General features: G+C 62.6%; 21 protein-coding genes. 12 read left to right on the top strand and 9 right to left on the bottom strand.

Going from position 1 to position 24809, the window contains the following annotated elements; translation table 11 throughout:
- Position 1: 1 nt before the first annotated feature.
- Positions 2 to 610 carry a hypothetical protein gene (locus GSQ90_RS28630; protein ID WP_158818402.1) on the bottom strand — a complete coding sequence of 203 codons (609 nt, stop codon included), beginning with the start codon at positions 608 to 610 and terminating at the stop codon, positions 2 to 4.
- A gap of 207 nt (positions 611 to 817) precedes the next feature.
- Here GSQ90_RS28630 and GSQ90_RS28625 point away from each other — a divergent pair, with 207 nt between their 5' ends.
- Positions 818 to 3073, top strand: a complete 2256-nt coding sequence (locus GSQ90_RS28625) for a bifunctional diguanylate cyclase/phosphodiesterase (protein WP_158818401.1) — start codon at positions 818 to 820, stop codon at positions 3071 to 3073.
- A 38-nt stretch (positions 3074 to 3111) separates the two neighbouring features.
- Here GSQ90_RS28625 and GSQ90_RS28620 read toward each other — a convergent pair whose 3' ends face one another.
- From GSQ90_RS28620 to fumC, 4 genes are all read right to left on the bottom strand, one after another.
- Positions 3112 to 4314 (bottom strand): efflux RND transporter periplasmic adaptor subunit, encoded by a 1203-nt coding sequence (locus tag GSQ90_RS28620; RefSeq protein ID WP_158818400.1) that lies wholly within the window; start codon positions 4312 to 4314, stop codon positions 3112 to 3114.
- Positions 4307 to 7489: an efflux RND transporter permease subunit gene (locus GSQ90_RS28615; protein WP_158818399.1), complete on the bottom strand. Its 3183-nt coding sequence runs from the start codon at positions 7487 to 7489 to the stop codon at positions 4307 to 4309. Before GSQ90_RS28615 ends, GSQ90_RS28620 begins: the two co-directional genes overlap by 8 nt.
- Positions 7490 to 7655: 166 nt before the next feature.
- Positions 7656 to 8213 (bottom strand): sterol desaturase family protein, encoded by a 558-nt coding sequence (locus GSQ90_RS28610; protein ID WP_158818398.1) that lies wholly within the window; start codon positions 8211 to 8213, stop codon positions 7656 to 7658.
- Positions 8214 to 8507: 294 nt separating this feature from the next.
- Positions 8508 to 9917, bottom strand: a complete 1410-nt coding sequence (gene fumC / locus GSQ90_RS28605; RefSeq protein WP_158818397.1) for a class II fumarate hydratase — start codon at positions 9915 to 9917, stop codon at positions 8508 to 8510.
- 205 nt (positions 9918 to 10122) lie between these two features.
- On the opposite strand from fumC, the gene GSQ90_RS28600 reads away from it, so the two are divergent.
- The 5 genes from GSQ90_RS28600 (at position 10123) to GSQ90_RS28580 (ending at position 14132) form a co-directional block, all read left to right on the top strand.
- Positions 10123 to 10980, top strand: coding sequence for a transporter substrate-binding domain-containing protein (locus tag GSQ90_RS28600; protein ID WP_210255007.1), 858 nt, complete (start codon positions 10123 to 10125; stop codon positions 10978 to 10980).
- A gap of 195 nt (positions 10981 to 11175) precedes the next feature.
- Positions 11176 to 11835 (top strand): amino acid ABC transporter permease, encoded by a 660-nt coding sequence (locus tag GSQ90_RS28595; RefSeq protein WP_210255006.1) that lies wholly within the window; start codon positions 11176 to 11178, stop codon positions 11833 to 11835.
- On the top strand, positions 11832 to 12500 hold the full coding sequence (locus tag GSQ90_RS28590) for an amino acid ABC transporter permease (RefSeq protein ID WP_158818395.1): 669 nt from the start codon (positions 11832 to 11834) through the stop codon (positions 12498 to 12500). The genes GSQ90_RS28595 and GSQ90_RS28590 overlap by 4 nt, the downstream gene beginning before the upstream one ends.
- Positions 12497 to 13279 carry an amino acid ABC transporter ATP-binding protein gene (locus tag GSQ90_RS28585; RefSeq protein ID WP_158818394.1) on the top strand — a complete coding sequence of 261 codons (783 nt, stop codon included), beginning with the start codon at positions 12497 to 12499 and terminating at the stop codon, positions 13277 to 13279. The genes GSQ90_RS28590 and GSQ90_RS28585 overlap by 4 nt, the downstream gene beginning before the upstream one ends.
- A gap of 10 nt (positions 13280 to 13289) precedes the next feature.
- On the top strand, positions 13290 to 14132 hold the full coding sequence (locus GSQ90_RS28580) for an aldo/keto reductase (RefSeq protein ID WP_246731825.1): 843 nt from the start codon (positions 13290 to 13292) through the stop codon (positions 14130 to 14132).
- A 22-nt stretch (positions 14133 to 14154) separates the two neighbouring features.
- Here GSQ90_RS28580 and GSQ90_RS28575 read toward each other — a convergent pair whose 3' ends face one another.
- Together GSQ90_RS28575 and GSQ90_RS28570 are read right to left on the bottom strand one after the other, a co-directional pair.
- Positions 14155 to 14799: a glutathione S-transferase family protein gene (locus GSQ90_RS28575; protein WP_158818392.1), complete on the bottom strand. Its 645-nt coding sequence runs from the start codon at positions 14797 to 14799 to the stop codon at positions 14155 to 14157.
- 98 nt (positions 14800 to 14897) lie between these two features.
- Positions 14898 to 15779 carry an ion transporter gene (locus GSQ90_RS28570; RefSeq protein WP_158818391.1) on the bottom strand — a complete coding sequence of 294 codons (882 nt, stop codon included), beginning with the start codon at positions 15777 to 15779 and terminating at the stop codon, positions 14898 to 14900.
- 288 nt (positions 15780 to 16067) lie between these two features.
- On the opposite strand from GSQ90_RS28570, the gene GSQ90_RS28565 reads away from it, so the two are divergent.
- Positions 16068 to 17543, top strand: a complete 1476-nt coding sequence (locus tag GSQ90_RS28565) for an aldehyde dehydrogenase family protein (RefSeq protein ID WP_158818390.1) — start codon at positions 16068 to 16070, stop codon at positions 17541 to 17543.
- A 50-nt stretch (positions 17544 to 17593) separates the two neighbouring features.
- Here GSQ90_RS28565 and GSQ90_RS28560 read toward each other — a convergent pair whose 3' ends face one another.
- A complete protein-coding gene (locus GSQ90_RS28560) occupies positions 17594 to 18214 on the bottom strand; it encodes a LysE family translocator (RefSeq protein WP_158818389.1) in 621 nt (206 codons plus the stop codon).
- Positions 18215 to 18377: 163 nt separating this feature from the next.
- Between GSQ90_RS28560 and GSQ90_RS28555 the strand changes: the two genes are divergently transcribed.
- The 3 genes from GSQ90_RS28555 (at position 18378) to GSQ90_RS28545 (ending at position 21918) form a co-directional block, all read left to right on the top strand.
- A complete protein-coding gene (locus GSQ90_RS28555; RefSeq protein ID WP_246731824.1) occupies positions 18378 to 18956 on the top strand; it encodes a PRC-barrel domain-containing protein in 579 nt (192 codons plus the stop codon).
- A gap of 248 nt (positions 18957 to 19204) precedes the next feature.
- Positions 19205 to 20518, top strand: coding sequence for a phenylacetate--CoA ligase PaaK (paaK, locus tag GSQ90_RS28550; RefSeq protein WP_158818388.1), 1314 nt, complete (start codon positions 19205 to 19207; stop codon positions 20516 to 20518).
- On the top strand, positions 20515 to 21918 hold the full coding sequence (locus tag GSQ90_RS28545) for an enoyl-CoA hydratase-related protein (RefSeq protein WP_158818387.1): 1404 nt from the start codon (positions 20515 to 20517) through the stop codon (positions 21916 to 21918). The genes paaK and GSQ90_RS28545 overlap by 4 nt, the downstream gene beginning before the upstream one ends.
- 23 nt (positions 21919 to 21941) lie before the next feature.
- Here the strand turns inward: GSQ90_RS28545 and GSQ90_RS28540 are convergent, their stop codons facing one another.
- Positions 21942 to 22988, bottom strand: coding sequence for a GMP reductase (locus GSQ90_RS28540; protein ID WP_158818386.1), 1047 nt, complete (start codon positions 22986 to 22988; stop codon positions 21942 to 21944).
- Positions 22989 to 23282: 294 nt separating this feature from the next.
- Between GSQ90_RS28540 and GSQ90_RS28535 the strand changes: the two genes are divergently transcribed.
- Positions 23283 to 23831, top strand: a complete 549-nt coding sequence (locus tag GSQ90_RS28535) for a hypothetical protein (RefSeq protein ID WP_158818385.1) — start codon at positions 23283 to 23285, stop codon at positions 23829 to 23831.
- Between the two features lie 85 nt (positions 23832 to 23916).
- Entirely contained in the window at positions 23917 to 24663 is a 747-nt protein-coding gene (locus GSQ90_RS28530; RefSeq protein WP_158818384.1) for a glucose 1-dehydrogenase, read from the top strand.
- The last annotated feature ends 146 nt before the right edge of the window (positions 24664 to 24809 follow it).

The following is a 24809-nucleotide window of genomic DNA, read 5'->3' as shown; positions in this document are numbered from 1 at the left end:
CCTATTCGCCGAAATCGCAGGCAAGATGTTCGAGCAAGAGATGTGCGTATCGATTGATCGATGGTTCGCAAATATCCGCGACGCACGCGCTCCATGCGGAAAAATCACTGACCGAAATTGGTAATTCTTCGATATGCCGGCCGGACATAGCGGCCCGCGCATGAGTCGCCCGCCGATGGCGCAACCATTGCTGGTAGTCGCAATGCGCTGCAAACGCCGCGACATCCCGGGAATGGGCTTCGAACTCCTGCTCGTCGATCACGGCGAACACGATCGGTTCGGGCGAAGTTCGGAACAGCAGGATCGTCGAGGCGAAAGCGTCAAGCGAACGCTCGCTGGGAGGGGTCCCGGTCAGGCGGCTCCATATGAGGAACGGCGTCAGGGCGATGGGCGCCATCCTCACGTCGACGCCGGCCATCGCAAGGCCCATCTGAAAGCCCTCGCGCGATTCTCTCCAGTCCTCATAGTCGCAATAGGCATTCAAATCGGGGATCAGAATCCGCGCCCGGGCGAATTCATCTTCGGCGATCAGCGCGACAATCGCGGTTTCCGCCTGCGACTCGCGGTCGGCGAATATACGAATTCCCGGATCAATGTCGGAATCGCTCATACCGTCTCGCATTGCCTTTTTAGAGCTTTTAGATGGCTCGAGACCATCGCTCTATATAATTTGCCGCCCAAGCGCACAGGGAATACCAGAATAAACTAAAGAACTTTTTAACGGCCCAAGAGGATAGTCGCATCGACACTCGGCTCTCGATTGGAAAGATTTATGCGAGCTGAACGATTGGGCGCTATTTCCGGCCTTGTGAACAAAATGCCGGATGCACTGTACATTGCGTTTGTCGATAGCCTTCTGGTCGAGGTTAAAGGCCTCATCTTGTCTATCGTGGCGGTCACCTCAGCGGGGATCGCCACCGCCATCGCCGCTCATAGTGTGAGTCTGTGGATTTGCACAGCCCTGATGTTGCTTGTGAGCTTGATCCGGCTGCACGTCATGACGCTTCATGCGCGGAGCCGGCCGAGCCCCAACGTCGCCGTCGCGCGCAGTCGGGAGACGAAGTTCGTCGTCGGCGCCGTCACCTATATGGCCCTGATGGCTATATGGACGCTTGTCGCGTTTTGGGTCACAGACGATGGGTTCACGCGCTTCCTCACCGCGGCGACGACCATTGTCTACGCATTTGGCATGTGGACGCGCAGCTTTGCGATCGACAAGGGAATCAACGCGCAGATCATTGCCGCGTTCGTTCCGCTGAGCGCGGCGATGGTCGTAGGGGGCGGCTGGTACCCCCTTGCGATTCTTGTCGGGTTCATCCCAACCTTCCTGTTCATAAAGGCCTCATCGAGCCGCATGAAGGCGAACTTTCTCGCCGAAGTCGCGGCCAGACATCAGGTCGCCATGCTTGCGGGGCGGCTCGACACCGCACTCAACAATATGTCGCATGGCCTTTGCATGGTCGATTCCGAGGGCAAGCTCAGCCTGACGAACAATCAGGTTCTGCGCATCTTTGGCTTGAGCGAAAAAGAGGCCCATGTCGGCGCGGATTTGCGTTCGATACTCCGCAGCCTTGTGCGAAAGGGAGTCCTGGCGCGTTCCGAATTCAAACGGCTGTCGCAGGCGCTGTTCCGCAACACGAACCGGGACTTCGTCGTGCCGCTCGAAACCAGGGACCAGCGGGCGCTCGAAGTCACGGTCCAACGCATCAAGAGCGAAGGCACCGTCGTCGTCATCCAGGACATTACCGAACGCCGGAACGCCGAGGCCGCGATCTATCGCATGGTCTGGTTCGATCCGGTCACCGGCCTGCCAAATCGACGGCGTTTTGAGCAGGAGCTTTCGAAAGCCTTGCTGGCGCGCCAAAGCGCGGGGAACAATGGGGCGATCCTGTTCCTTGACCTCGACGACTTCAAACAGGTCAACGACAGTTTGGGCCACGCGCGCGGAGACAAGCTCCTCATCGCCGTCGGCGATCGTCTGCGTTCGGCGGTCGAAGACAAGGATGTCGTCGCGCGATGGGGCGGAGACGAGTTCGCCATTCTCCTGCCGTCAAGAGAAGACGCCCATGACCCCTCCTGTAAGGCGGAACGCATCATAGCGGAAATCAATCGGCCGTTTCAGATCGACGGCTATGAAATCATCATCGGCGTCAGCGTGGGCGTGGCGAAGCTTCGCCGTGACGGTCTGACGCTTGAGACGCTGCTCAGCAACGCCGATTTGGCGCTCTATGCGGCCAAAGAAGAAGGCCGCAATCGCTGGCGCTCCTATGAGGCGCAATTGGGCCTCAATGCGCAAAGCCGACGGACGCTGGAGATTGACCTGAGAGCCGCGATCGCCAATGAAACGATTGAGGTTCACTATCAGCCCATCAACAATGCCGCGACCCGGGAAATTGTCGGTTGCGAAGCGCTGGCGCGATGGGATCATCCAACCCGCGGCCGGATTTCCCCTGGCGAATTCATACCGATCGCCGAAGAACTCGGTCTGATGGACGCGCTCGGCGGCATCATTCTTCACCGCGCGTGCGAAGCCTGCGCCTCGTGGCCCGAACGAATCTTTGTCGCCGTGAATTTGTCGCCCCTGCAGGTCAGAGGCGGGCGTGTGGCTAACGCGGTCAAGGACGCTCTTCAATCGTCCGGTCTTGCGCCGCACCGGCTCGAAGTTGAAATCACCGAGTCGACGATTCTGCACGACCTTCCCCTGACGCGTCAGACATTGCGATCGATCAGGGAGATGGGCGTTCGAATTGCGCTGGACGATTTTGGCACGGGATTTTCGAGCCTGAGCTATCTCCACACTTTCCCTCTGGACAAAATCAAAATCGATCGGTCGTTCACCATAGCGATGGGATCGGACCAAAGGGCCTCCATCGTGATCGCGAGCGTCGCGGGCATGTGCAAAATGCTGGGGATGGACGTGCTCGTCGAGGGGATCGAAACGGAACGCCAGATGCAGTTCGTCGACGGTCTTGGATCGGTCGCCGAAGTTCAGGGCTTCCTGTTCAGTCCCGCGGTTCCTGAAAAGGACATTCGCGCGATGTTCGAGTCAGCCGTGCAGCGCAAAATAGCCTGACGGTCGCAAGATCGTCTTTCGCTATGTCCAAGAGGCTCTCAGCCACCGCTCTCCGGCTTGGCCGAGGCTGCGACGGGCGCGTCTTGCTTGGAATGGTCGTCGGCAATCCGGACCTGATCGCCATCCGCAATGCCATCAGGCGGCGCGGCGATCACCCGGTCGTCGGCGCCAAGGCCCGACCCGACCTCGATCTCGCTCCCCAGATCGCGCGCGATCGTCACCGTCTTGAACAAGACGCGATTGTCGGCATTGACCGTTGCGACGCGCAATCCGCTTTGATCGAAAATCAGCGCGCTGACAGGAATGCGAACCGACCCGGTTGCGCCGGAAAGATCGGCATGCACATTGGCGTACGCGCCCGGCATCAATTCGCCGCCGGAATTGTCGACGATCAATTGCATATGCGTCGTTCCCGAGCCGACATCGACGGAGCGCGAGGAGGCCTCGACGACGGCAGGGAAAGTCCGGTCGGGATATTCGGGCACGGAAATGCTCGCCTTGGCGCCAATCTTGATGGCTGGCGCATAGTTTTGCGGAACATTGATCGCAACGCGCAGCCTCCGCACATCCGATATGACGAACATCGCGAGCCCTGCGCTTGAGCCCGCGCTGATGAGCGCGCCGACATCCGTATTGCGCTCTGTCACGAGGCCGTCGAACGGCGCCGAGATATTCTTGTAACCGGCGAGAACCTGCAGGCGCTCGACATTGGCCTCGTTGGAATGGACGGCCGCCTGTTTGCTCGCCAGGTCGGCCGCGCGCTGGTCGACATCCTGTTGGGAGACCGCATTCGAAGTTAGCAGCGCCCGGCCGCGGCTCAAAGTCACGTCCGCAAGTTTGGCGCTGGCCTGGGAATTGGCAAGATCGGCGCGCGCCTGCAGCAATTGCTGATCGAGATCCGGCGCCTCGACTTCGGCGAGGGTTTGCCCGGCTTTGACAACGCCGCCGATATCGACGGTCCAACTCTTAACATAGCCGCTGACGCGGGCGTAGATCGGCGCGCGCACATAGGCCTCGAGCCGGCCGGGTAAATTCAGGCTCGCCACCACCGGCTTGGCGTTGAGAGAGGCGATAGCGACTGTCGGAAGCGCCTGCGTCTCGGTCCATTGCCGCAATTCGGCGTTGCCCTTGTCGCGGGTTCCGATGCCGGTGACGACGAGCGCTGCGACGCCGATGGCGGCGAGGATTCCGAAAAGACCAAGCTTGCGCCTCGAACGACGCGGAGGGGTGGCGTCAGGCATGTTGCGGGGACTCCGAAGGCGCGGGGGCCGGCTTCGCCTCGCGCTTATGCGCAAGGCTGAAGACGACGGGAACGAATATCAACGTGGCGATCGTCGCAAAAAAGAGGCCGCCGACGACGGCGCGGCCCAGCGGGGCGTTCTGTTCGCCCCCTTCGCCAAGGCCCAACGCCATCGGCGCCATGCCGATGATCATCGCCAGAGCGGTCATGACGACAGGGCGAAACCGCACGAAACCCGCTTCAAGCGCCGCCGCGACGGGGTCGCCAAGTTCGGCAAATCGCTCGCGCGCGAAACTGATGACAAGGACGCTATTGGCCGTTGCGACGCCCATGCACATGATCGCGCCGGTGAGAGCGGGCACTGATAGGGTGGTCTGGGTGACGAACAACATCCAGACGATGCCCGCCAGACCGGCCGGCAAGGCCGTGACGATCACGAATGGATCGGCCCAGGATTGGAAATTGACGACGATCAGCAGATAGATCAGCACGATGGCGCCGATCAACCCGAACAGCAGGCCGGAAAAGGCGTTGTTCATCGTGCGCACCTGGCCAAGCAAAACGACCGAGCTGCCTTTGGGGACGGACGTCGCGGTTTCGTCGATGATCTGGCGGATATCGGCCGCGACGGCGCCCAGATCGCGCCCTTGCGGCGTCGCATAAATCTGCACGATCGAATTGATGTCATATTGCGAAACCACCGCATTGCTGACTGCGCGGCTGATGCTCGCGACGCCGCCGAGGATCGGCAGAATGCCCGTGCCGCCGGCGGTGATGGGAAGCGTCTGCAAGGCGCCCAGCGTATCGATCTGGTATTGCGGCGTCTGCATCACGATCGGGTAGGAAACGCCATTGTCGGGATTGAGCCAATAGGTTGGCGCCACCTGACCGCTGCCCGCCAGATTGACGACGAGGCTATTGGTCACGTCGCGCTCGGTCAGGCCGATATATTGCGCACGCGTGCGGTCGACATCGACGTTCAGGGTCGGAAGGGCGGGCGATTGCTGAATGCGCGCGTCGGCCACGCCCGGAACGTGGCGAATCCGGCGCAACAGCAGGTTGGCGTAATTGAAATTGGCCGCGAGATTGGCGCCGCGAACCTGCAGGTCGATCGGCGCCGGCGCGCCGAAGTTGAGAATCTGGCTGATAATATCGGCCGGCAGAAACGCGAAAACGACGCCCGGGAATCGTTGAGGAAGCTCTTCGCGCAATTTGCGGACATAATCGGCGGTCGGACGGTGATCCTCGTTCAGCTTGATCTGGATGTCGCCATCCTGCGAGCCGATGACGCCCGTGTTGTTATAGGTCATGTTGATGCCGCTGATCGGCATGCCGATATTGTCGACCAAGGCGCCAAGCTCATCGGGCGGGATGATCGCCCGGATCGCCTTCTCGATCTCAGCGAATTGATTGGCGCTTTCCTCGACACGGGTGCCGATGCGCAAGCGCGTATGCATCAGTATCTGGCCGGTATCGACCGCGGGGAAGAAATTTCGTCCGAGATAGGGCGTCAGCAGAAAAGAGGCGGCGACAAAAGCGAGAAAGCCGATGACGAAAATGGCGCGGCGGCTCAGCGCAAGTTCAAGAATGTCGCGGTAGCCCGATCTTATCCGCTCGAATCCTGCTTCGAACAGGCGCTGGAATTGCACCAACGGATTACGCGAGCGCGGACGCTCGCCTTCCGCGTGCTCGACGTGGGCCCGCAGCAGATAATTGGCCATGGTCGGCACGAGCGTGCGCGACAGCAAAAAGGAGCAGATCATCGCAAACATGACGGCTTCGGCCATCGGCACGAACAGAAAACGCGCAATGCCGTCGAGGAAAAACATCGGCACGAAGACGATGCAGATGCACAGAAGCGAGACGAAGGCGGGCGTCACGATCTGGCGTGCGCCATCCATGATCGCGGTTTCCACATCCTTGCCGTGTTCGAGATGCCAGTTGATGTTTTCGATTGTCACGGTCGCATCGTCGACAAGAATGCCGACTGCCAGAGCAAGACCGCCGAGCGTCATGATATTGAGCGTCTCGCCGACCGCCGACAGTGCAATGATCGAGCCAAGGACCGCCAGCGGGATCGACACGGCGATGATTACGGTCGAGCGCCAACTGCCCAGGAACAGCAAGATCATGATGCTGGTCAGCGCGGCGGCGATCGCGCCTTCGCGCGCCACCCCGTTGATAGCGCCGCGCACGAACAGCGATTGATCGCCAAGCAGCGCTATTTTCAGGTTGTCTGGCAGCGCCGCCTTAATGTCCAGCAGCCGTTGTTTGACTCCCGCGATGATCGCCAGCGTCGAGACCGATCCGCTCTTGAGCACTTGCAAAAGAACCGACCTTGAGCCGTCGACATGAACGATGTTGGTCTGCGGCGGATTGCCGTCGCGCACCTGGGCGACGTCGCGCACATAGACCATGGCGCCATTGACGGTTTTGATGGGCAGGTCGCCGAGCGCTTCCAGCTTGGAGGGGGCGTTGTTGAGCTGGACCGCATATTCGAAAGCGCCGATTTTCTCGGTGCCTACGGGCGTGATCAGGTTTTGGGCGGCCAAGGCGTTAGCGACGTCCTGCCCAGAGAGGCCGCGCGCCTGCAGTGCGTTGGAGTTGAGATCAATCTGCACCTGACGCGTTTTGCCGCCGAACGGGTAGGGGATCGCCGCGCCGGGCACAGTGACCAGCGGCGTTCGCACCTGGTTGACGCCGAGATCGGCCAGATTCTGTTCGGTGAGGCCTTCCCCCGACAGAGCGACCTGGAGGATGGAGACCGTCGAGGCGCTGTAGTTGAGGATCAGCGGCGGCGTCGAGCCGGGAGGCATCTGTTTGATCAGCGTCTGCGAAATCGCTGTCACCTGGGCGTTGGCGGTGCGGATATCGACGTTCGGTTGAAAGAAAATCTTGATAATGCCGAAGCCGTTATAAGAATTGGCTTCGATATGTTCGATATCGTTGACGGTCGTCGTTAGGGCGCGCTGGAACGGCGTTGTGATTCGCCCGGACATTTGATCGGGCGGCAGGCCCGTATATTGCCAGACCACGCCGATGACTGGAATGCGGATATCGGGGAAGATGTCTGTCGGCGTCCTGAGCGCGGCGAGCGGGCCGATCATCAGGATCAACAGCGCGAGCACGACAAACGTATAGGGTCGGCTCAAAGCGATGCGGACAAGGGCGATCATCGAGAGGGCGTCTCAGCCGGAGCGAATCAGGGGAACGTCGATGGCGCAGGGCGCCAAGCAACTGGTGTACCAGCGCGACTGGTGTACCAGAATTGACCGCTCGTCCGCGATCACATTGCGGTGAAGACTTCCGGCGCCCCCCAGCGTGGTCTGTGGCGAGAAAAACTCAAGTCTCGGCGGCGCGGCGCCGCCGATCGACATTGGTGGAAAATACGTGGTCCCAGAACGAGGTGACGACGCCGTAATTGCCTGGCGTATTGTGGTAATGATGGGCCATGTGCTGAATGCGGGCTCGATAGAGCATGCTGCCCGGCTTGAGCGTCCAGTGATGGGACGCGTGATGGACCAGCATATAGCCGGCATAGCCGAGTAGCGCGCCGCTCGCGAAGCCGCCGGCCAGAACGATGCCGACCGTAAACAACAGCGGCGCGAAGAACACCGCTAGGATCAAGCCGCTGGAGACGAAGGACGGCACGCCGATCAAGGCGGTCGGGTCGTCATGGTGGGCGTCGTGGAATTTCTCGAAGAACGGAATGGCGTGATACACCCAGCGATGGACGGCATATTCGACAAACGTCCAGACCAGGAGCCCTGCAATGAAAGCGGCGAGCCAAAGACCCGCGCCCTCAAGGCCCTGCTGATAGATCGCCGCGGCGGCGAGCAAGACGATGGCGAGAGGGATGGCGACGAAATCGCCGAAGTAGAGAGCTTTACTCAATTTCATGGGTCGCCTCATTGCTGTGCCGATTTACGGGATTGGCTCGGCGCGCTCTGCCGTTGACTTATCCGCCCTCCCCACAAATTTGGCCGGTCCCCGCCGACTTAACGCGCGTTCCGCTTTTGTCCCGATTGCGCTTTCAAGCAAACCATTGCGAAATTTACGTCTATTTGATGGACCTGACAATGCCTCCATCGCCCTTCCTCTCATGCGCCGCGCTTCCGATGAGCGGCGTTTTGGCTCCGGTCGGGATGAGGTAGCGCGACCAACTGGGCCCGGTCCAGTCCCAAGCGCGGACGCCTAGATGTCCAGCTTCGGCCCGAGCATCGCTTCGGGTCTGACAATTGCGTCAAATTCCGCCGCGGCGACAAAGCCAAGCCGTATCGCCTCCTCGCGCAGGGTCGTGTGGTTCTTATGGGCCGATTTGGCGATCAGCGCCGCTTTATCATAGCCGATCGTCGGCGCAAGGGCCGTCACGAGCATCAGCGATCGCTCGACCAACTCATGGATGCGTTCGCGATTGGGTTCGATCCCGGCGATGCAGTTTTTGGCGAAGCTTTGCGCGCCATCGGCCAGCAACCGAATGGATTGCAGCGCGGCGTTGGCGATAATGGGCTTGAAGACATTCAGTTCGAAATGGCCCTGACTGCCGGCGAAAGCCACGATCGTCTCGTTGCCGATCACCTGGACGCAAACCATCGTCAGCGCTTCAGCCTGTGTGGGGTTGACCTTGCCCGGCATGATCGACGATCCCGGCTCATTCTCGGGTAAAAGCAGTTCGCCCAGCCCCGAACGCGGGCCCGAGCCCAGGAGACGGATGTCATTGGCGATCTTGAACAGGCCCGACGCCAGGCTCGCGAGCGCGCCGTGACAGAAGACCAAAGCGTCGTGAGAGGCGAGCGCCTCGAACTTGTTGGCCGCCGAAACGAACGGAAAGCCCGTCATTTCAGCGACGCGCTGCGCAAAGGCCCGCGCGAAATCGGGATGCGTGTTCAGACCCGTGCCGACCGCCGTGCCGCCCTGCGCGAGGGCGGCGAGGCCCGGCATCGTCGCCTCGATCCTCTGTATTCCAAGGGCGACCTGCGCGGCATAGCCGGAAAATTCCTGCCCCAGCGTGACCGGCACCGCATCCTGGAGATGCGTGCGGCCGATCTTGACGATATCGGCGAAGGCCTCGGCTTTGTCCGTCAGGGCCGCGTGCAGGACGCCAAGCGCGGGAATGAGCCTTTCCCTGATCTCGCGCGCCGCCGCGATATGCATGGCGGTCGGAAAGGTGTCGTTGGAGGATTGGCCGAGATTGACATGATCGTTGGGATGGACCGGCGTTTTGGCGCCGCGCCGGCCGCCCAGCCTCTCATTGGCGAGGTTGGCGATCACTTCATTGGCGTTCATATTGGTTTGCGTGCCGGACCCCGTCTGCCAGACAGCCAACGGGAACTCGCCGTCGTGTTTTCCCGCGGCAACCTCGGCGGCGGCCTGCGCGATCGCCTCGGCGAGCTGGGGCTCCAGCAATCCCAGATCGGCGTTCACCCCCGCCGCCGCCTGTTTGATGAGCCCGAGCGCGTGAACGATCGGCTTGGGCATGCGCTCGTCGCCGATCGCGAAATTCTGCAGCGAGCGCTGCGTCTGCGCCCCCCAATAGTGATCGGAAGGCACTTCGATCGGACCGAACGTATCGGTTTCGGTTCGCGTCATCGCTGGATCTGACATGGCTCCCTCTATAATGCTTTCCTGGCGCGCGGGTTCCCGGTTCCGCTTGACGCTGCCCGACCCCGACGTATAGCTTGCATCGTTATGTCTATACATAAACTTTTCGCATGCGGACAAGGATCGCGCTGATTGGTCCCTGGAGGATGAATCGCGCCGCTCTGCGCTACTGCTCGAAATGGTGGATCACAAACAAAAGGGGGCGGCCATGATGAAATCAACGACCTATTCCTTGACGCGGCGAACCATGTTCAAGACCGGGCTGATCGGAGCCGCCTCCGCCGGCGCATGGCTTTCGGGCCTTGGCGGCGCTCTGGCCGACGATACGCTGGCTGATGTGAAGAAGCGCGGCGAGCTTGTCATCGCCACCGAAATGCAATTTCCGCCCTTCGATATTTCCGACAATGGAACCTATAAAGGCGTCGACCGCGACCTGATCGACGAAGTCGGCAAGGAGCTCGGCGTCAAGGTCAAATATCTCGATCTGCCCTGGACCAGCATTCTGCCCGGCCTCGAGGCCAAGAAGTTCGATCTTTGCATCGCGCCGGTCACCATCACCAAGGAGCGCATGCAGCGCTATCTCTTCACGGTGCCGATCGCCGACGCGACGGCGGCGCTGATGAAGCGCGCCAACGATTCCAGCATAACCAAGCCGGAAGATATCGCGGGCAAGGCGGTCGGCGGCCAGAAGGGCACGTCACAACTGGCGCAGCTCAAGGCTTTCGCCGCCAAATTGCCCAAGCCCGTCGACGTCAAGGAATATGTCGACAACAACCAGTCCTACGCCGATCTCGCGGCGGGGCGGATCGACGCTTCGGTCAATTCTTTCCCTAACCTCGCTTATGCGGCCTCGCAGCGCGCCGATACTTTCGCGATGGTGGCGCCGCCGTTCGGGACGCCGACCTATTTCTCCTGGGTCGGCAGGCTCGACGACAAGGGTTTGATCGACGCGATCAACGCCGCCATCGTCAAGACGGAAGGCGACGGCCGGATGGCGAAGATCCAGAAGGCCTGGTTCGGGCAGACGTTCGACCTGCCCAAGACGGTGCCAGAACCGCAGCTCTGATGGTCTACGCCGGCCAAGTCGATGGAATGCTGGAATTCCCTCCCCCCTTGTGGGGGAGGGTTAGCAAGAGGGCGCGCGCCGACTTATCGAAACCAGAGGCGCGGGTCTTTTCTTGATAGGGCGGCGCGACCCCCCATCCGGCCTTCGGCCACCTTCCCCCACAAGGGGGGAAGGAAATACCCAATCCGGCGCCGGATGATGCAGCCGCAGGTCATTGTTCATGCTCTGGCCTATCTGACGCTTGCAGCGGGGATGACGATCTATGTCTCCATTGCGGGCATTATCCTTGGCATGGGCATCGGCTTTACCGTGTGCCTCGCGCGACTTTCGGGAGGCCCGATCCTTGCGCGCATCGGCGCTTTCTATGTGAGTTTCTTTCGCGGCGTGCCGCTGCTCGTGCAATTGCTGTTCATCTATTATTTTCTCGCCGAATTTGGCATAGACGTGCCGGCGATGGCGGCGGCGATCGGTGGGCTTGGCCTGGCGTCGGGCGCCTATCAGGCGGAGATCCTGCGCGGCGCGCTCAACGCCGTGCCGTTGGGCCAAAGCGAGGCCGCCACGGCTCTCGGTTTTTCGCGCGCCAGCATCTGGCGGCGCATTCTGCTGCCGCAGGCTTTGCGCATCAGCGTGCCGCCGCTGATCAATGAATTCACGCTGCTGCTCAAGGCCTCCTCGCTCGTCTCGGTGGTGGGGATCGCCGAATTGACGCGGGTCAGCATGAATATCGCCTCCTCGACCTATCGACCGCTCGAGGCCTATGCGGGAGCCGGGCTGTTCTATCTCGCGATCAACCTCTGCCTCGCCGGCCTTGGCAACCTCGCCGAACGGCGTCTCGCCACGGGGGCGGCCCGATGAGTCTCGAAATCCTCTGGCGCTATGCGCCATCGCTGCTCAGCGGTTTTGGCGTCACCATCCTGTGCTGGAGCGTGGGCGCGGCGATCGGCCTCATCGTCGGCTTCGCCATCGCGCTGTTGCAACGGCTGCGCTTAGCGCCTCTGCGATGGCTCCTGCGCATTTATATTGAAATCATTCGCGGCACGCCTTTTCTCGTGCAATTGTTTCTCCTCTATTCGGGCGGCCCTTTCATCGGCTTGCGGCTGGAGGCGACGACGGCGGGAATCCTCGGCCTTGGAATCTATTCCAGCGCCTATTTCGCAGAGGCCTTCCGCGCCGGCTTCAGCGCGGTGCCGCTCGGCCAGATCGAGGCGGCGACCAGCATCGGCATGACTTCCCTAGACATCCTGTGGCGCATTTCGCTGCCGACCATGCTGGTCGCGACGCTGCCCTCGATCGTCAATTTGCTGATCATCCTGTCGAAGGAGACCGTGGTCCTGTCGATCATCACCGTGCCGGAACTGATGTACCAGATGCAGACCATGGCCGCCGAGACCTTCACCGCCTTCACCGCCATTTTCGCTATGGCGATCTTCTATTGGCTGCTGGTCGAAGCCATCTCGCGCGTCGGCCAGCGGGTCGAGCGGCGCGTCACTGCCTTCATGACGCCGGCGCGCGCCTCATGAGCGCCCCGACAATCGAACTCAAAGACGTCGGCAAGAGTTTTGGCGCGCTCGAAGTGCTGCGCGGCATCGATTTGACCGTCAACAAATCCGAAGTCGTCTGCCTGATCGGGCCGAGCGGATCGGGCAAGAGCACGCTGCTGCGTTGCGTCAATTTTCTCGAAAGCTACGATGTCGGGGACATCCGCATCGAGGGGAAGCTGATTGGCTACGAGGATCGCCCCGACGGCGGCCGCAGCCTGATGCGTGGCCGCGCTTTGCGTGAGATGCGCTGCGAAATCGGCATGGTGTTCCAGCATTTCAATCTCTGGCCGCATATGAGCGCGTTGCAAAACGTGACGGAGCCGTTGCAGCGGGTGCGCGGATTGCCGGCGGCGCAGGCGAATGAGCGCGCGATGCAGGTGCTGACGCGCGTCGGCCTCGCCGACAAGGCGCCCGCCTATCCCGGCCATCTCTCCGGCGGACAACAGCAGCGCGTCGCCATTGCCAGAGCGCTCGCGATGCAACCGCGCCTGATGCTGTTCGACGAACCGACCTCGGCGCTCGATCCCGAACTCGTGGGCGAAGTGCTGGAGGTGATGCGCAGCCTCGCCTCCGAAGGCATGACCATGCTGATCGTCACCCATGAAATGGGCTTTGCCGCCAAGGTCGCCGACCGGATTGCTTTTCTCGACGCCGGGCGCATCGTCGCCGCCGGGCCGCCGCGCCAAGTCTTCCATGAAAGCCAGGAGCCGCGCGTGCGCCAGTTCCTGCAGACCTATCACGACCGCAACAGTTTTTAGGGAAAACGAAGTGACCGCCGACATTGCTAGAGTGCGCCTCCCCGACGGCCATCTCGTTCCCTGCCTTGGACAGGGTACATGGCGGATGGGCGAGGATTCCTCTGCGCGCGCCGCGGAAGTCGCAGCGCTCAGGCGCGGCGTGGAGCTCGGCCTCACGTTGATCGACACCGCCGAAATGTATGGCGACGGCGGCGCCGAAGACATGCTCGGCGAGGCCTTGCGCGGCCTGCGCGACAAGGTATTTCTTGTCAGCAAGGTCTATCCGCAGAACGCCGGCGGCGCGGCGCTGCGCCGGGCCTGCGAGAACAGCTTGAGGCGCCTGGCGACCGACCGGATCGACCTCTATCTCTTGCACTGGCGCGGCGGCGTGGCGCTCAAGGCGACAGTCGCGGGGATGAAAGACCTGCAGCGCGAGGGCAAGATCGGCGCCTGGGGCGTCAGCAATTTAGACGCGGACGACATGGACGAATTGTTCGCGGCAGGCGGGACGGATTGCGCGACCAATCAGATTCTCTACAACCTTCTGCGCCGCGGCCCAGAATTCGATCTCCTGCCGGCTATGGCCAAGCGCAAAATCCCCGCCATGGCCTATAGTCCGATCGAGCAGGGCCGGCTGCCGAAATCGGGCGCCCTCGCCGATATCGCACGGCGCTACGAGGCGACGACGTTCCAGGTCGCGCTCGCCTGGGTTTTGAGACGGCCCGATATCATCGCCATTCCGAAAGCCGCGACGATTGAGCATGTGACGGCCAATCGCCGGGCGCTCGACATCAAGCTGGATGAAGAAGCGCTGGCGGCGCTCGACCAGGCTTTCGCGCCGCCGCGCCGCAAGATTCCGCTCGCGATGATTTAGGGCGGCGTTTCCAGTTCGACACTCATGCGTAATGTGTCAGGCGTTTGCCGGGCAACAGATCGTAGGGCGAACGCCAGCCCGGCAGATTCGCGATCCGGCCAAGCCAGGCATGCACGGCGGGGTGACTGATCGCGAAATCGTAGCCAGTTTCCTCCTTTGGGAACGACAGATAGGCCATGATGGAGAAATCGGCGATCGTTGGTCGATCGCCGATCGCGAACGCGCTTCCTTGCAGATGTTGCTCCAGGATTGCGAGGAAGTCGTCGATGCGCCGGCGGAAGTAAGTCAGCACATGCGGATCGGGCGACCGCGTGAAGGTGCGATGATAGCGATAGGTCGCCATATAGCCGCTAAGCTTGTGATTGTCCCAGAACAGCCAGCGCAGCACTTCAAATTGCTCTTGGGCGTTCTTACCGCCATATCGGCCGTACCGTTCGGCGAGCTGCAGCAGGATCGGGGCCGTCTGGGTGAGACGCGCGCCGTCCTCTTCCAGCACCGGAATTTCGCCCATCTCATTGACCGTCGCGCGCCATTCCGCGGTTCGCGTGACGCCGCCGCCAAAATCGGTCCAGATCGGCTCAAAAGTCTGACCGCAAAGCGTGAGCATCAGGGCGAGCTTGTAGCTATTTCCCGATTCCGGGAAGTAGTGCAGTCGATAGGCGGTCATTGTTGTCGGACTCTCTCGAACATGATCTCAGAAGAGTCTGTGTCAGCCTGCAGGCTTCTGCAAGCGACGTGTAGCCGCTGATGGATTCCAAGAAATCCTCACGCCGCCTGTTCGCGCCGATCCATAACGCATCCGCAATGTGGGCATATCTCCCGCGCCTTCGTCGGCGCGGTGTGATCCGCGTTCCGGGAATCGGCGAAATCCCGGCGGCTTTTGAGCTGGTCGAGGAAACCGACGGTGATCAGGCCGGAGAATAACGCCAGCGTGCCGATGCCGACGATCGCGACCACGCCGCCGAGCACGCGCCCGACCGCCGTCACAGGCACCATGTCGCCATAGCCGACTGTCGTCAGTGTCTCGATCGCCCACCACATCGCGGCCGGTATGGAACTGAATATCGTGGGCTGTTCATCCTCTTCGATCATATACATCAGCGTACCGCTGATCGTCACGGTGAGGCAAAGAATGAATACGATCGCGCCGATCGCGCGCGCCTCCTGCCGCAGCACGGCCCAGATCAAACCAAAGATCTTGGAGTGTCGGGTCAATTTGAGCATACGCAGAAAGCGCAGCAGGCGGAGCACGCGCAAATCGCCGGCGCCCAGTAGGCCGAGAACGGCCGGCAAAATGGAGATCAGATCGATGAGCGCGAAAAAGCTCAGGGCGTAGCGGAGCCTGCCCGAGAGGGGTCGGTGAAACCGCCCGTTGGGCAGGTCAATCGCCGTCCACAGACGCAGCCCATATTCGACAGCGAAAATCGCAGTCGCCACATGCTCGAGCGTGACGAAGGCGAGGGGATGGCTGGCGCGGATCGGTTCGACCGATTCCAGGATCACCGCGCTGACATTGGCGACGATCAGCAAAGCCAGCGCGCCATCGAAATAATGTGCGGTCGAATTGCGCCCCGCATCGTCGTCGAACAGGACGGCAATGCGTCGCCGCAATCCGGCGTCCGCTCTCGTTCCATGTTCGTGAGGCATTTTGCCCGTCCGGGGCTGTGGCGGCGAGGTCTTGGGTCGCAAAATCTTGGGCTGACCGTATTTATGCTTTATGACGGCAGGAAAACTATCGCTGCGGCGCTGGGGGCGCTTGACCGCGCATTTCCCCCGCCAGGCCGTAGGGCGCCTCTGGCGACGACAGAGCGGATATGGGATTCGACGCGCTTGCGGTCCGGGCGCGAGCCGATCATATGAGGCGATGGTCGGCCCAAGGTTGCGAACGAACGCCAATTCTACTAGACGCCAACGCCAAATAAACGGGAGACGCTTATGAACATCCAGTCGAAAGAGAGCGCGAGCTTGGCCTTGCCATTCAGCGCCAACATCATCGGCGGAAAAAACGTCGAGGCGGCGGATGGGCGCATCCTCGATGTGCTCTGCCCCTCGGACGGGCAAGCCTTCGCGCGCATCGCGCGCAGCGGCGCGGAAGATGTCTCGCGCGCGGTCGCGGCGGCGCGCAAGGCGTTCGAGGGCGATTGGGGACGTCTCACCGCCCTTGAGCGCGGGCGCCTGCTGATGAAGCTCGGCGAGGCGATCGCCGACCATGCGCCCGAGCTTGCGGCTTTGGAATCGCGCGACACCGGCAAACCGCTCAAGCACGGCAAGGCCGATATGGTCGCGGCGGCGCGCTATTTCGAATTCTACGGCTCGGCCGCCGATAAATTATACGGCGACACTTTGCCTTTCCTCAACGGCTACACCGTCGCGATCGTCAATGATCCCCATGGCGTCACCGGCCATATCGTGCCGTGGAATTATCCCGCGCAGATTTTCGGGCGCTCGGTCGCCGCTTCATTGGCCTGCGGCAACGCCTGCGTCGTCAAGCCCGCCGAGGACGCCTGCCTCAGCCTGATCCGCATCGCCGAACTCGCGCGCGACATCGGCTTTCCCGACGGCGCGTTGAACATCGTGGCGGGCCTCGGCAGCGAGGCGGGCGCGGCGCTCTCCAGCCATCCCGATGTCGATTTCATTTCGTTCACCGGCTCGCCGCAGACGGGCACGGCGATCCAGGCGGCGGCGGCGCGCAACAATATCGGCGTGACGATGGAGCTTGGCGGCAAGTCGCCGCAATTGCTGTTCGCCGACGCCGACATCGAGACGGCCGTCCCCGTCGTCATCAATGCGATTATCCAGAACGGCGGCCAGACCTGTTCGGCCGGCTCGCGGGTGCTGATCGAGCGCTCCGCTTACGCGAAATTCTCGAAGGCGATCGCCGAACGTTTCGCCAAGGTGCGTGCGGGCGCGCATGACCGCGATCTCGACATGGGCGCGATGATCAACGCCAAGCAAAAGGCGCGTGTCGAATTCTACCTCAAACAGGCGAAAGAGCAGGGCCAGCATGTGCTGGCGCAAGGCGTCGTCGACGCCGACGCGCCCGCCGGCGGGTTCTATGTCGCGCCGACCTTGTTCGGCGATGTGCCGCGCGACAATGCGCTCGCTATTGAAGAGGTGTTTGGCCCCGTCCTGTCCTTGATGCCTTTCGAGGACGAAGCGGACGCCATCGCGCTCGCCAACGGGACGCCCTATGGCCTTGTCGCGGGCGTGTGGACGGGCGACGCCAAACGCTCGATCCGCGTCGCGCGCGCGATGCGCTGCGGCCAGGTGTTCGTCAACGGCTATGGCGCGGGCGGCGGCATCGAACTGCCGTTCGGCGGCGTCAAGAGGTCAGGCCATGGCCGCGAGAAGGGCTTTGAGGCGCTGCGCGAATTCTGCGCGTCGAAGACGATCGTGATCAATCACGGGTGAGACGGATGCAACCCGTTCTCGCGCTTTCGGGAGAAGGAGCGCCAGTCTCATCACGAGCTCGCTATCAGTCGGGCGCCGAATAGCACGAAGATCGCGCCCGCAACCCGGTCGACCCAGAGCCGGCCGTGTTCGTAAGCCGCGGCTATCCGGCGCGTCGTGAACAGGCAGGCGACCAGGGCGTACCAGCTTATGGAAAGCGCGACCATGATTGCTATCGCGGCAAGGCCAAGCGCCACGGGCGGATGGTTTGGCATGGCGGTGGCGAATAGGCTGGCGACGAAGAGCGCGGATTTCGGATTGGCGAGATTGGTGACCAAGCCGAGTTGAAAGGGCGAGAGGCTGCGCGGGCGATCGGCTTTCTCGCGTTCGTTGGCCGCCGGGCGCCGGCTTTGCCAGAGCAGCCGCGACCCGAGGAACACCAGATAGGCGCCGCCCAGCAATTTGAGGCCGGCGTACATCCAGGGCGCCGCGGTAAAGAGCGCGTGGACGCCGAAGAAACCCGCCGCGCCCCAAATTGCGGTTCCCGCTCCGATCCCTATGACGGCGCGCAGCCCGGCCGCACGAGACTGACCGACGGCAAGGCGCGCGATGACCAGGAAGTTCGGCCCGGGCGTCACGACCGCCAAGGTCCATAGAGCCGCGACGGAGAGGAGCGATAAAGCGATGGACATGGGTTGGCGTTCCGCTTTCGTCGAAGTCTAGCATATGAAATATGTGCGACCGCCGCGCCTATGTCACGAAGCCGCTCGCGGCGCTACGTGGAACCCCCTCGCGCCATCGGCGTTAAGTCAGCACGTAGGAGTGCAGAACTCCCACGACCAGATGGAGGCTAACATGCTGAAGCAACTCGGCTATATCGGCCTGATCGGCGGCGCGCTGGTGGCGTTCCCGGCGCTGGCCCAGACCGCCGGAGATTCCTTTGTCAAGGAACAGGCGATCAATCAATGGCGCGCTTCGAAGCTTGTCGGCGTGAGCGTCATGGGCGCCGATCAAAAGAAGATCGGCAAGATCGCGGATGTCTTGTTCGACCATGACGGCAACGCCCAGGTGATCGTCATCGGCGTCGGCGGTTTCCTCGGAATGGGCGCAAAGGAAGTGGGCGTGCCCTTCAAGACGATGCAATGGCGGACCGAGGGCCGCACCGTGGCCACAGCCGGGCCGCCCGCGACTGCGTCGGGAGGCGGCGCTCCGGCGACTGCCGCCAAGACGGATCCCGCCGCCACCGAGGCGAACCAGGGCTATCCCGACATGGGCGTGCTCAATATGACGAAGGCGCAATTGCAAAGCGCGCCCGACTTCCACTACGCGCCGAGCCCGGAGGCTGACGCGGGCGCCTCGGCGGCCCCGCCGCCAGTGTCGACGACGCCAATGACGCAGAAACCGGCCGGCGCCACCCCCGCGCCGCAGAACTGAGCCAAGCAATGAGAGACTCGGCTCGGCGATATCTTTCGCCGGGCCGCCGCTGAGCGAAGATAATTGTCTTTAATCACGGGCGCGGGCTAGACTCGCGGAGCCGGTCGGATCGGGCGTCGCAACGATGGCTCAATGGGTTAGTGGCTCCTCAGCCACATCCTGAGAGGCCCTCATCCGACCTTCGCTTGCGCGAAGGCCACCTTCCGCCGAGGGCGGGAGAAGGGATTGATGCGCTTGGGGGAGGGGACATGAGGCTTGGCGCGGCGCCTGAAAAAGGCCTGCTGGATTCGATCGAGATCGCCTCGCGCGACGAGATCGCGGCGCTACAGACGGCGCGGCTCACGCGGACATTGCGCCGCGTCTATGACAATGTCCCGCCAATGCGCGCCAAATTTGCCGCGCATGGCGTACATCCCGATGATTTCCATACCCTCGCCGACCTCGCTAAATTCCCATTCACCGCCAAGGCGGACCTGCGCGACAATTATCCCTTCGGCTTGTTCGCCGTTCCCAAAGCCCAGCTTGTTCGCCTGCACGCCTCGTCGGGCACGACGGGCAAGTCGACGGTCGTCGGCTACACCAAAGGCGACATCGCGACATGGAGCGATGTCGTGGCGCGCTCGATCCGCGCTTCGGGCGGCCGCGCCGGCATGGTCGCGCATATCGCCTATGGCTATGGGCTGTTTACCGGCGGCCTTGGCGTGCATTACGGCGCCGAGCGTCTTGGCTGCACCATCGTTCCAGCGTCAGGCGGCATGACCGCGAGGCAGGTGCAATTGATCGGCGATTTTGCGCCCGACATTCTGATGGCGACGCCGTCCTATGCCCTCGCCATTCTCGATGAATTTCGCGCGCAAGGCATCGATCCGCGCCGCACGTCGTTGAAGCTGGGCTATTTCGGCGCCGAGCCTTGGACGAACGCCATGCGCGACGAACTCGAACGCGCATTCGACATCGACGCCACCGACAATTATGGCCTCTCCGAAGTGATCGGCCCGGGCGTCGCCTGCGAATGCGTGGAGACCAAGGACGGCCTGCACATATGGGAGGATCATTTCTATCCCGAAGTGATCGATCCGCTGACCGGCGCCGTGTTGCCGGACGGCGAGATGGGCGAACTCGTCTTCACCTCGCTGACCAAGGAAGCGATGCCGGTTGTCCGCTACCGCACCCGCGATTTGACGCGCCTGCTGCCGGGCACCGCGCGCACGATGCGGCGTATGGAGAAAATTGTCGGTCGCTCCGACGACATGATGATCGTGCGCGGCGTCAATGTGTTTCCGACGCAAATCGAGGAGCAGCTTCTCAAGATCGCGAGCCTGTCCGGCCATTATGAGATCATCCTGACCAGAGAGTCGCGGCTCGACGAAATGGAGGTGCGGGTCGAGGCGCGCTCGGCCGACGATTTCGCGCAGGCGCGCGACCAGGGCGGCGCGCTGCTCGCCAAAGCGATCAAGGAGCGCATTGGCGTCAGCGCCCAAGTAAGCGTTCTCGCCCCATCGCAGATCGAGCGATCGATCGGCAAGGCCAAACACGTGATCGACAAGAGGCCCAAAGCATGACGAACGATGATGCTTCCACTACCGCGCCGATGCGCGCCGCCGGCTTGCCTGAGGAGGCGACGCGGGAATGGGCGCAGGCCATCCCCTCGGCGACTGCCGATTATAAGGGCGATCTCGAGAATTATTGCGGCTTCTGGCATGTCGCCGCCAGGCTTTTCGAGGCGCTGCCCGCAAAGCCCAAACGCAATGAAGCCGAACGCGCGGCGGCGGCCGGGCTGCTGTTGGCCGCGCGTGCGTCGCGCGAGCTTTTCCTCGGGGCCCATGCCGAGCGCCTCTATGACGAGCTGACTGAGCGATGCTCGGTCTTCCACCGGCTCGACGACCTCGTCTACGCCGCCGCTGAAATCGCGCCGGGGCTCACTCCGACGCGACGGGAAGTGGCCGCCGAAGCCGCGCTTCCCCAGCGCGACAAGGACGGCGTCGAGATCGACCAGGGCCTGTTCCTCGCCCATGTTCTTGCGCGTCCGCGCAGCGGCGAACATCTCTGTCACGCGATGCTGCTGCCGCGCCCCGAAAGCGCCGCCTTGGCCGTGGAGTTCGCCGCCAAAGGCGCGCTCGATCTAGGCGCGGCGCGGCTCACGCGCGTCGGCAAGGCGGTCCATCTCGATATGATCAATCCGCGTTTCCTCAACGCGGAAGATACGACGACGCTGGGCGCCACGGAGATCGCCGTCGATGTCGCGACGCTCGACCGCACGACGGAGATCGCGGTGATGCGCGGCGTCGTCGTCGAGAACGAGAAATACCGGGGCCGGCGCATTTTCGGCGCCGGCGTCAACCTCACCCATCTTTATCTCGGCAAGATTCCGTTTGTCTGGTTTATGGACCGCGATCTTGGCTATCTGCATAAGGTCATGCGCGGCGTCGCATCGCCGAACAGCGTGCCCGACGACGTCAATGGCCGCGGCGTCGAAAAGCCCTGGCTCGCCGTCGTCGACACTTTCGCGATCGGCGGCCATTGCCAGACGCTGCTGTGCGTGGACTTCGTCCTCGCCGCCGACGATTCCTATCTCACTCTGCCGGCGCGCAAGGAGGGGATCATTCCGGGCTTCGCCAATCTGCGGCTGCCGCGCTTCACCGGCGACCGCATCGCGCGCCAGGCGATCCAGTACGAACGTCGGCTGACCTGCAACAGCCCGGACGGCCGCCTGATCTGCGACGAGATCGCGCCGGCCGCCGAGATGGATTCGGCGATCGCGCGCGTGGTCGAGGGCCTGACCAGTTCGGGCGCCGTCAGCACGATCGGCAACCGGCGCGCATTCCGCGTCGGCCAGGAGCCGCTCGATCTGTTCCGCCGCTACGCCTCGGTCTTCGCGCGGGAGCAGGCCTATTGCCATTTCAGCCCGGCCCTGATCGCCAATCTCGAACGCAACTGGGACGCGAAGAACCGGAAGATATAGGTCGTTGCGAAAGCCGCGCCGCCTCAGCCGCCCCCGAACACATTATTTGTCTGCGCGGTCACGCGCACGAAGGTCGTGCGCTTGGGCACTTCTTTCAGTTGCGTCGCGCCGATATAGGTCATCATCGAGCGCACGCCGCCCATGATTTCACCCATCGTATGCTCGACCGGCCCGCGATAGGGCGTCTCGACGCTCTTGCCTTCGGCGGCGCGATAGGCGGCGACGCCGCCCGCATATTTCTTCATCGCCGCCTCCGACGACATGCCGTAGAAGCCCATGCCGACGGGCGCCTTCTTGCCGTCGCGCTCCTCGTAGCGGATCTCGCCGTCGCATTCGTCATGGCCGGCGAGCATGCCGCCCAGCATCACGAAATCGGCGCCCGCGCCATAAGCCTTGGCGACGTCGCCAGGCACCGTGCAGCCGCCATCGGCGCAGACCTGGCCTTTCAGCCCATGCGCGGCGTCGGCGCATTCGATGATCGCCGAGAGCTGGGGATAGCCGACGCCCGTCACATTGCGTGTGGTGCAGACCGAGCCCGGCCCGATGCCGATTTTCACGATATCGGCGCCCGCCAGCACCAGAGCCTCCGTCATGTCGCCAGTGACGACATTGCCCGCCATGATGATCGCTTGCGGATTCTCGTCGCGCGCGCGCTTGACTGTGTCGAGGAACTTCTCAGCATAGCCGTTGGCGACGTCGAGGCATAGCAGCCGCACGGGCGCCTTTTGCTTGACCTTGGCGAGCTTGGCGAGATCGGCCTCGGTGGTGCCGATGGAATAGAAGGCGTGCGCGCCGTCGGGCCCGGCGAAGAATTCGACGAGCGCCTCGACGGGATAGTGCTTGTGCAGGGCGGTTAGCGCGTCAAAGCGGCCAAGCGCGCGCGCCATCGCCAATGTGCCCGTCACATCCATATTGGCCGATATCAGCGGAAATCCTGTCCATTCCGCGCCCGTATGCAAGAAACGGAAGGTGCGATGGACGTCGACCTCGTTGCGCGAATTGAGCGTCGAGCGCTTGGGCCGAATGAGCACGTCCTTGAAGTCCAGCTTGACGTCGTTTTCGATACGCATGGGAATATCCGTGGGGAAGAGCGGGGCGAGATTTGGCGCGTGGAATGCTATTCTCGACCTTTCGGTCGTCTTGGCCGGGCTTGTCCCGGCCATCCACGCGGCGCCGTTGCAAAACAACCGGCAAGGTTAGCACAAGCGGCTCGGCGTGGATGGCCGGGACAAGCCCGGCCAAGACGGTTGAAGGGAATTGGCCGGGTTACAGTAGCGACTTCGATATCTGGCGCTGCGTCCCTATAGTCAAGGGCCGCCGGCCGGCTTTAAGCCTTCCTCAATCGGGACGGAAGGATAAAGGACATGGCGGCGGCCTTCGCGGCCCGCGATTCGAACCTGTTTTCGGACAGGCTTTCAAAAAGGACGACAATCGCCATGCAGGCTTCGTTGAAGACGATCGCGGGCTCCCTGGCGGCGCTTGCGATGGCCGTTGCGCTGGCCGGCGCCCCTGAGGCGGCCATCGCCCGGTCTGGCGAGGGAGGCGACAGTTTCCGCGGCGGGAGCTTCCAGAGCGGCGGCGGCCATGGCCGGGGACCGATGGACCTGCATGGCCCGGCGGGGCCGGCCTATGCCGGCGACCATTCTCATAACGGCCAGCATCGGCACGACGACGAACATTGGCGCGATGGCGATCATCTCCACGATGGCGACCATCTTCATGCCGGCGATGACCATGACGGGCAAGGTTCGCATGGCTCTTACTTCGACGATCACCGCATGCAGGGATTGTTCGGCGACTGGCGCAGCGGTTGGACACCGCTGTCGCTGTTCGAGCCCCACCGCTACGGCTCGGGCGATTTCCAGTCTTGCATGCGCCGCGACGTCTATAACGACCTTTATCAGGCCTGCTGATCGGCCGGTCGCCAAGCTGCGCCTGTCGTGCTAATGGCCGCCCTGTTCGACAGGACGGACAGAACATTTCCCATCAGGAGGAACGATGCGTCTGCAAGGCAAGAGCGTGATTGTCACGGGCGCGGGCCAGGGCTTTGGCCTTGGCATCGCTGAGACTTTCGCCCATGAAGGCGCGCGCGTCGCCTGCCTCGACTACAACGGCGACCTGGCCAAGGCGGCGGCCGCCAAAATCGGCGCCGGCGCGATCGCGCTGACCTGCGACGTCTCGAAAAAGGATCAGGTCGACGCCGCCGTCAAAGCGGCGACCGCCGCCTTCGGCCGCGTCGATGCGATCGTCAACAACGCCGGCACCACCCATCGCAATCGCCCGATGATCGAGGTCGAGGAGGCCGAGTTCGACCGCATCTTCGCCGTCAATGTGAAGTCGATCTTCCTGTTCGCCCAGGCGCTGCAGTCGCATATGCGCGAGAAGGGCGGCGGCGTCATCGTCAATATCGGCTCGACTGCGGGGTTGCGGCCGCGTCCAGGCCTCACCGTCTATAATGCGTCGAAGGGCGCGGTCCATCTGATGACCAAATCGATGGCGGTCGAATTCGCGCCCGACAATATCCGCGTCTGCGCTTTGGCGCCGGTGGCCGGTGAGACGCCGCTGCTCGCAAGCTTCCTTGGCTCCGATACGCCCGAGCGCCGCGCCGCCTTCAAGGCGACGGTGCCGCTCGGCCGCTTCTCGACGCCGCAGGACATCGCCAATTCGGCTTTGTTCCTTGTCTCGGATGAGGCCGCGTTCCTGACCGGCGTCGTGTTAGAAGTCGACGGCGGGCGCTGCATCTAGCGGGCTTTATGAGGGCGTCGCACCCAGCTTCGCGGCCCTCATCCGACCCGACTTCGTCGGGCCACCTTCTCCCGCTTCGCGCTACGGGATTCACACGAGTGATTTGCGTTGAGCGATTGCATATCCTTCGATCAAGTCGGCCAATC

It is taken from the genome of Methylocapsa sp. S129 (assembly GCF_009765995.1).
Classification (GTDB): domain Bacteria; phylum Pseudomonadota; class Alphaproteobacteria; order Rhizobiales; family Beijerinckiaceae; genus Roseiarcus.
This window is presented reverse-complemented; position numbering and strand designations above follow the sequence as displayed.

Coding starts and splice junctions, on each gene's coding strand:
- GSQ90_RS28630 (WP_158818402.1), bottom strand. CDS start 610: ATGAGCGATTCCGACATTGATCCGGGAATTCGTATATTCGCCGACCGC.
- GSQ90_RS28625 (WP_158818401.1), top strand. CDS start 818: ATGCCGGATGCACTGTACATTGCGTTTGTCGATAGCCTTCTGGTCGAG.
- GSQ90_RS28620 (WP_158818400.1), bottom strand. CDS start 4,314: ATGCCTGACGCCACCCCTCCGCGTCGTTCGAGGCGCAAGCTTGGTCTT.
- GSQ90_RS28615 (WP_158818399.1), bottom strand. CDS start 7,489: ATGATCGCCCTTGTCCGCATCGCTTTGAGCCGACCCTATACGTTTGTC.
- GSQ90_RS28610 (WP_158818398.1), bottom strand. CDS start 8,213: ATGAAATTGAGTAAAGCTCTCTACTTCGGCGATTTCGTCGCCATCCCT.
- fumC (WP_158818397.1), bottom strand. CDS start 9,917: ATGTCAGATCCAGCGATGACGCGAACCGAAACCGATACGTTCGGTCCG.
- GSQ90_RS28600 (WP_210255007.1), top strand. CDS start 10,123: ATGATGAAATCAACGACCTATTCCTTGACGCGGCGAACCATGTTCAAG.
- GSQ90_RS28595 (WP_210255006.1), top strand. CDS start 11,176: ATGATGCAGCCGCAGGTCATTGTTCATGCTCTGGCCTATCTGACGCTT.
- GSQ90_RS28590 (WP_158818395.1), top strand. CDS start 11,832: ATGAGTCTCGAAATCCTCTGGCGCTATGCGCCATCGCTGCTCAGCGGT.
- GSQ90_RS28585 (WP_158818394.1), top strand. CDS start 12,497: ATGAGCGCCCCGACAATCGAACTCAAAGACGTCGGCAAGAGTTTTGGC.
- GSQ90_RS28575 (WP_158818392.1), bottom strand. CDS start 14,799: ATGACCGCCTATCGACTGCACTACTTCCCGGAATCGGGAAATAGCTAC.
- GSQ90_RS28570 (WP_158818391.1), bottom strand. CDS start 15,779: ATGCCTCACGAACATGGAACGAGAGCGGACGCCGGATTGCGGCGACGC.
- GSQ90_RS28565 (WP_158818390.1), top strand. CDS start 16,068: ATGAACATCCAGTCGAAAGAGAGCGCGAGCTTGGCCTTGCCATTCAGC.
- GSQ90_RS28560 (WP_158818389.1), bottom strand. CDS start 18,214: ATGTCCATCGCTTTATCGCTCCTCTCCGTCGCGGCTCTATGGACCTTG.
- GSQ90_RS28555 (WP_246731824.1), top strand. CDS start 18,378: ATGCTGAAGCAACTCGGCTATATCGGCCTGATCGGCGGCGCGCTGGTG.
- paaK (WP_158818388.1), top strand. CDS start 19,205: ATGAGGCTTGGCGCGGCGCCTGAAAAAGGCCTGCTGGATTCGATCGAG.
- GSQ90_RS28545 (WP_158818387.1), top strand. CDS start 20,515: ATGACGAACGATGATGCTTCCACTACCGCGCCGATGCGCGCCGCCGGC.
- GSQ90_RS28540 (WP_158818386.1), bottom strand. CDS start 22,988: ATGCGTATCGAAAACGACGTCAAGCTGGACTTCAAGGACGTGCTCATT.
- GSQ90_RS28535 (WP_158818385.1), top strand. CDS start 23,283: ATGGCGGCGGCCTTCGCGGCCCGCGATTCGAACCTGTTTTCGGACAGG.
- GSQ90_RS28530 (WP_158818384.1), top strand. CDS start 23,917: ATGCGTCTGCAAGGCAAGAGCGTGATTGTCACGGGCGCGGGCCAGGGC.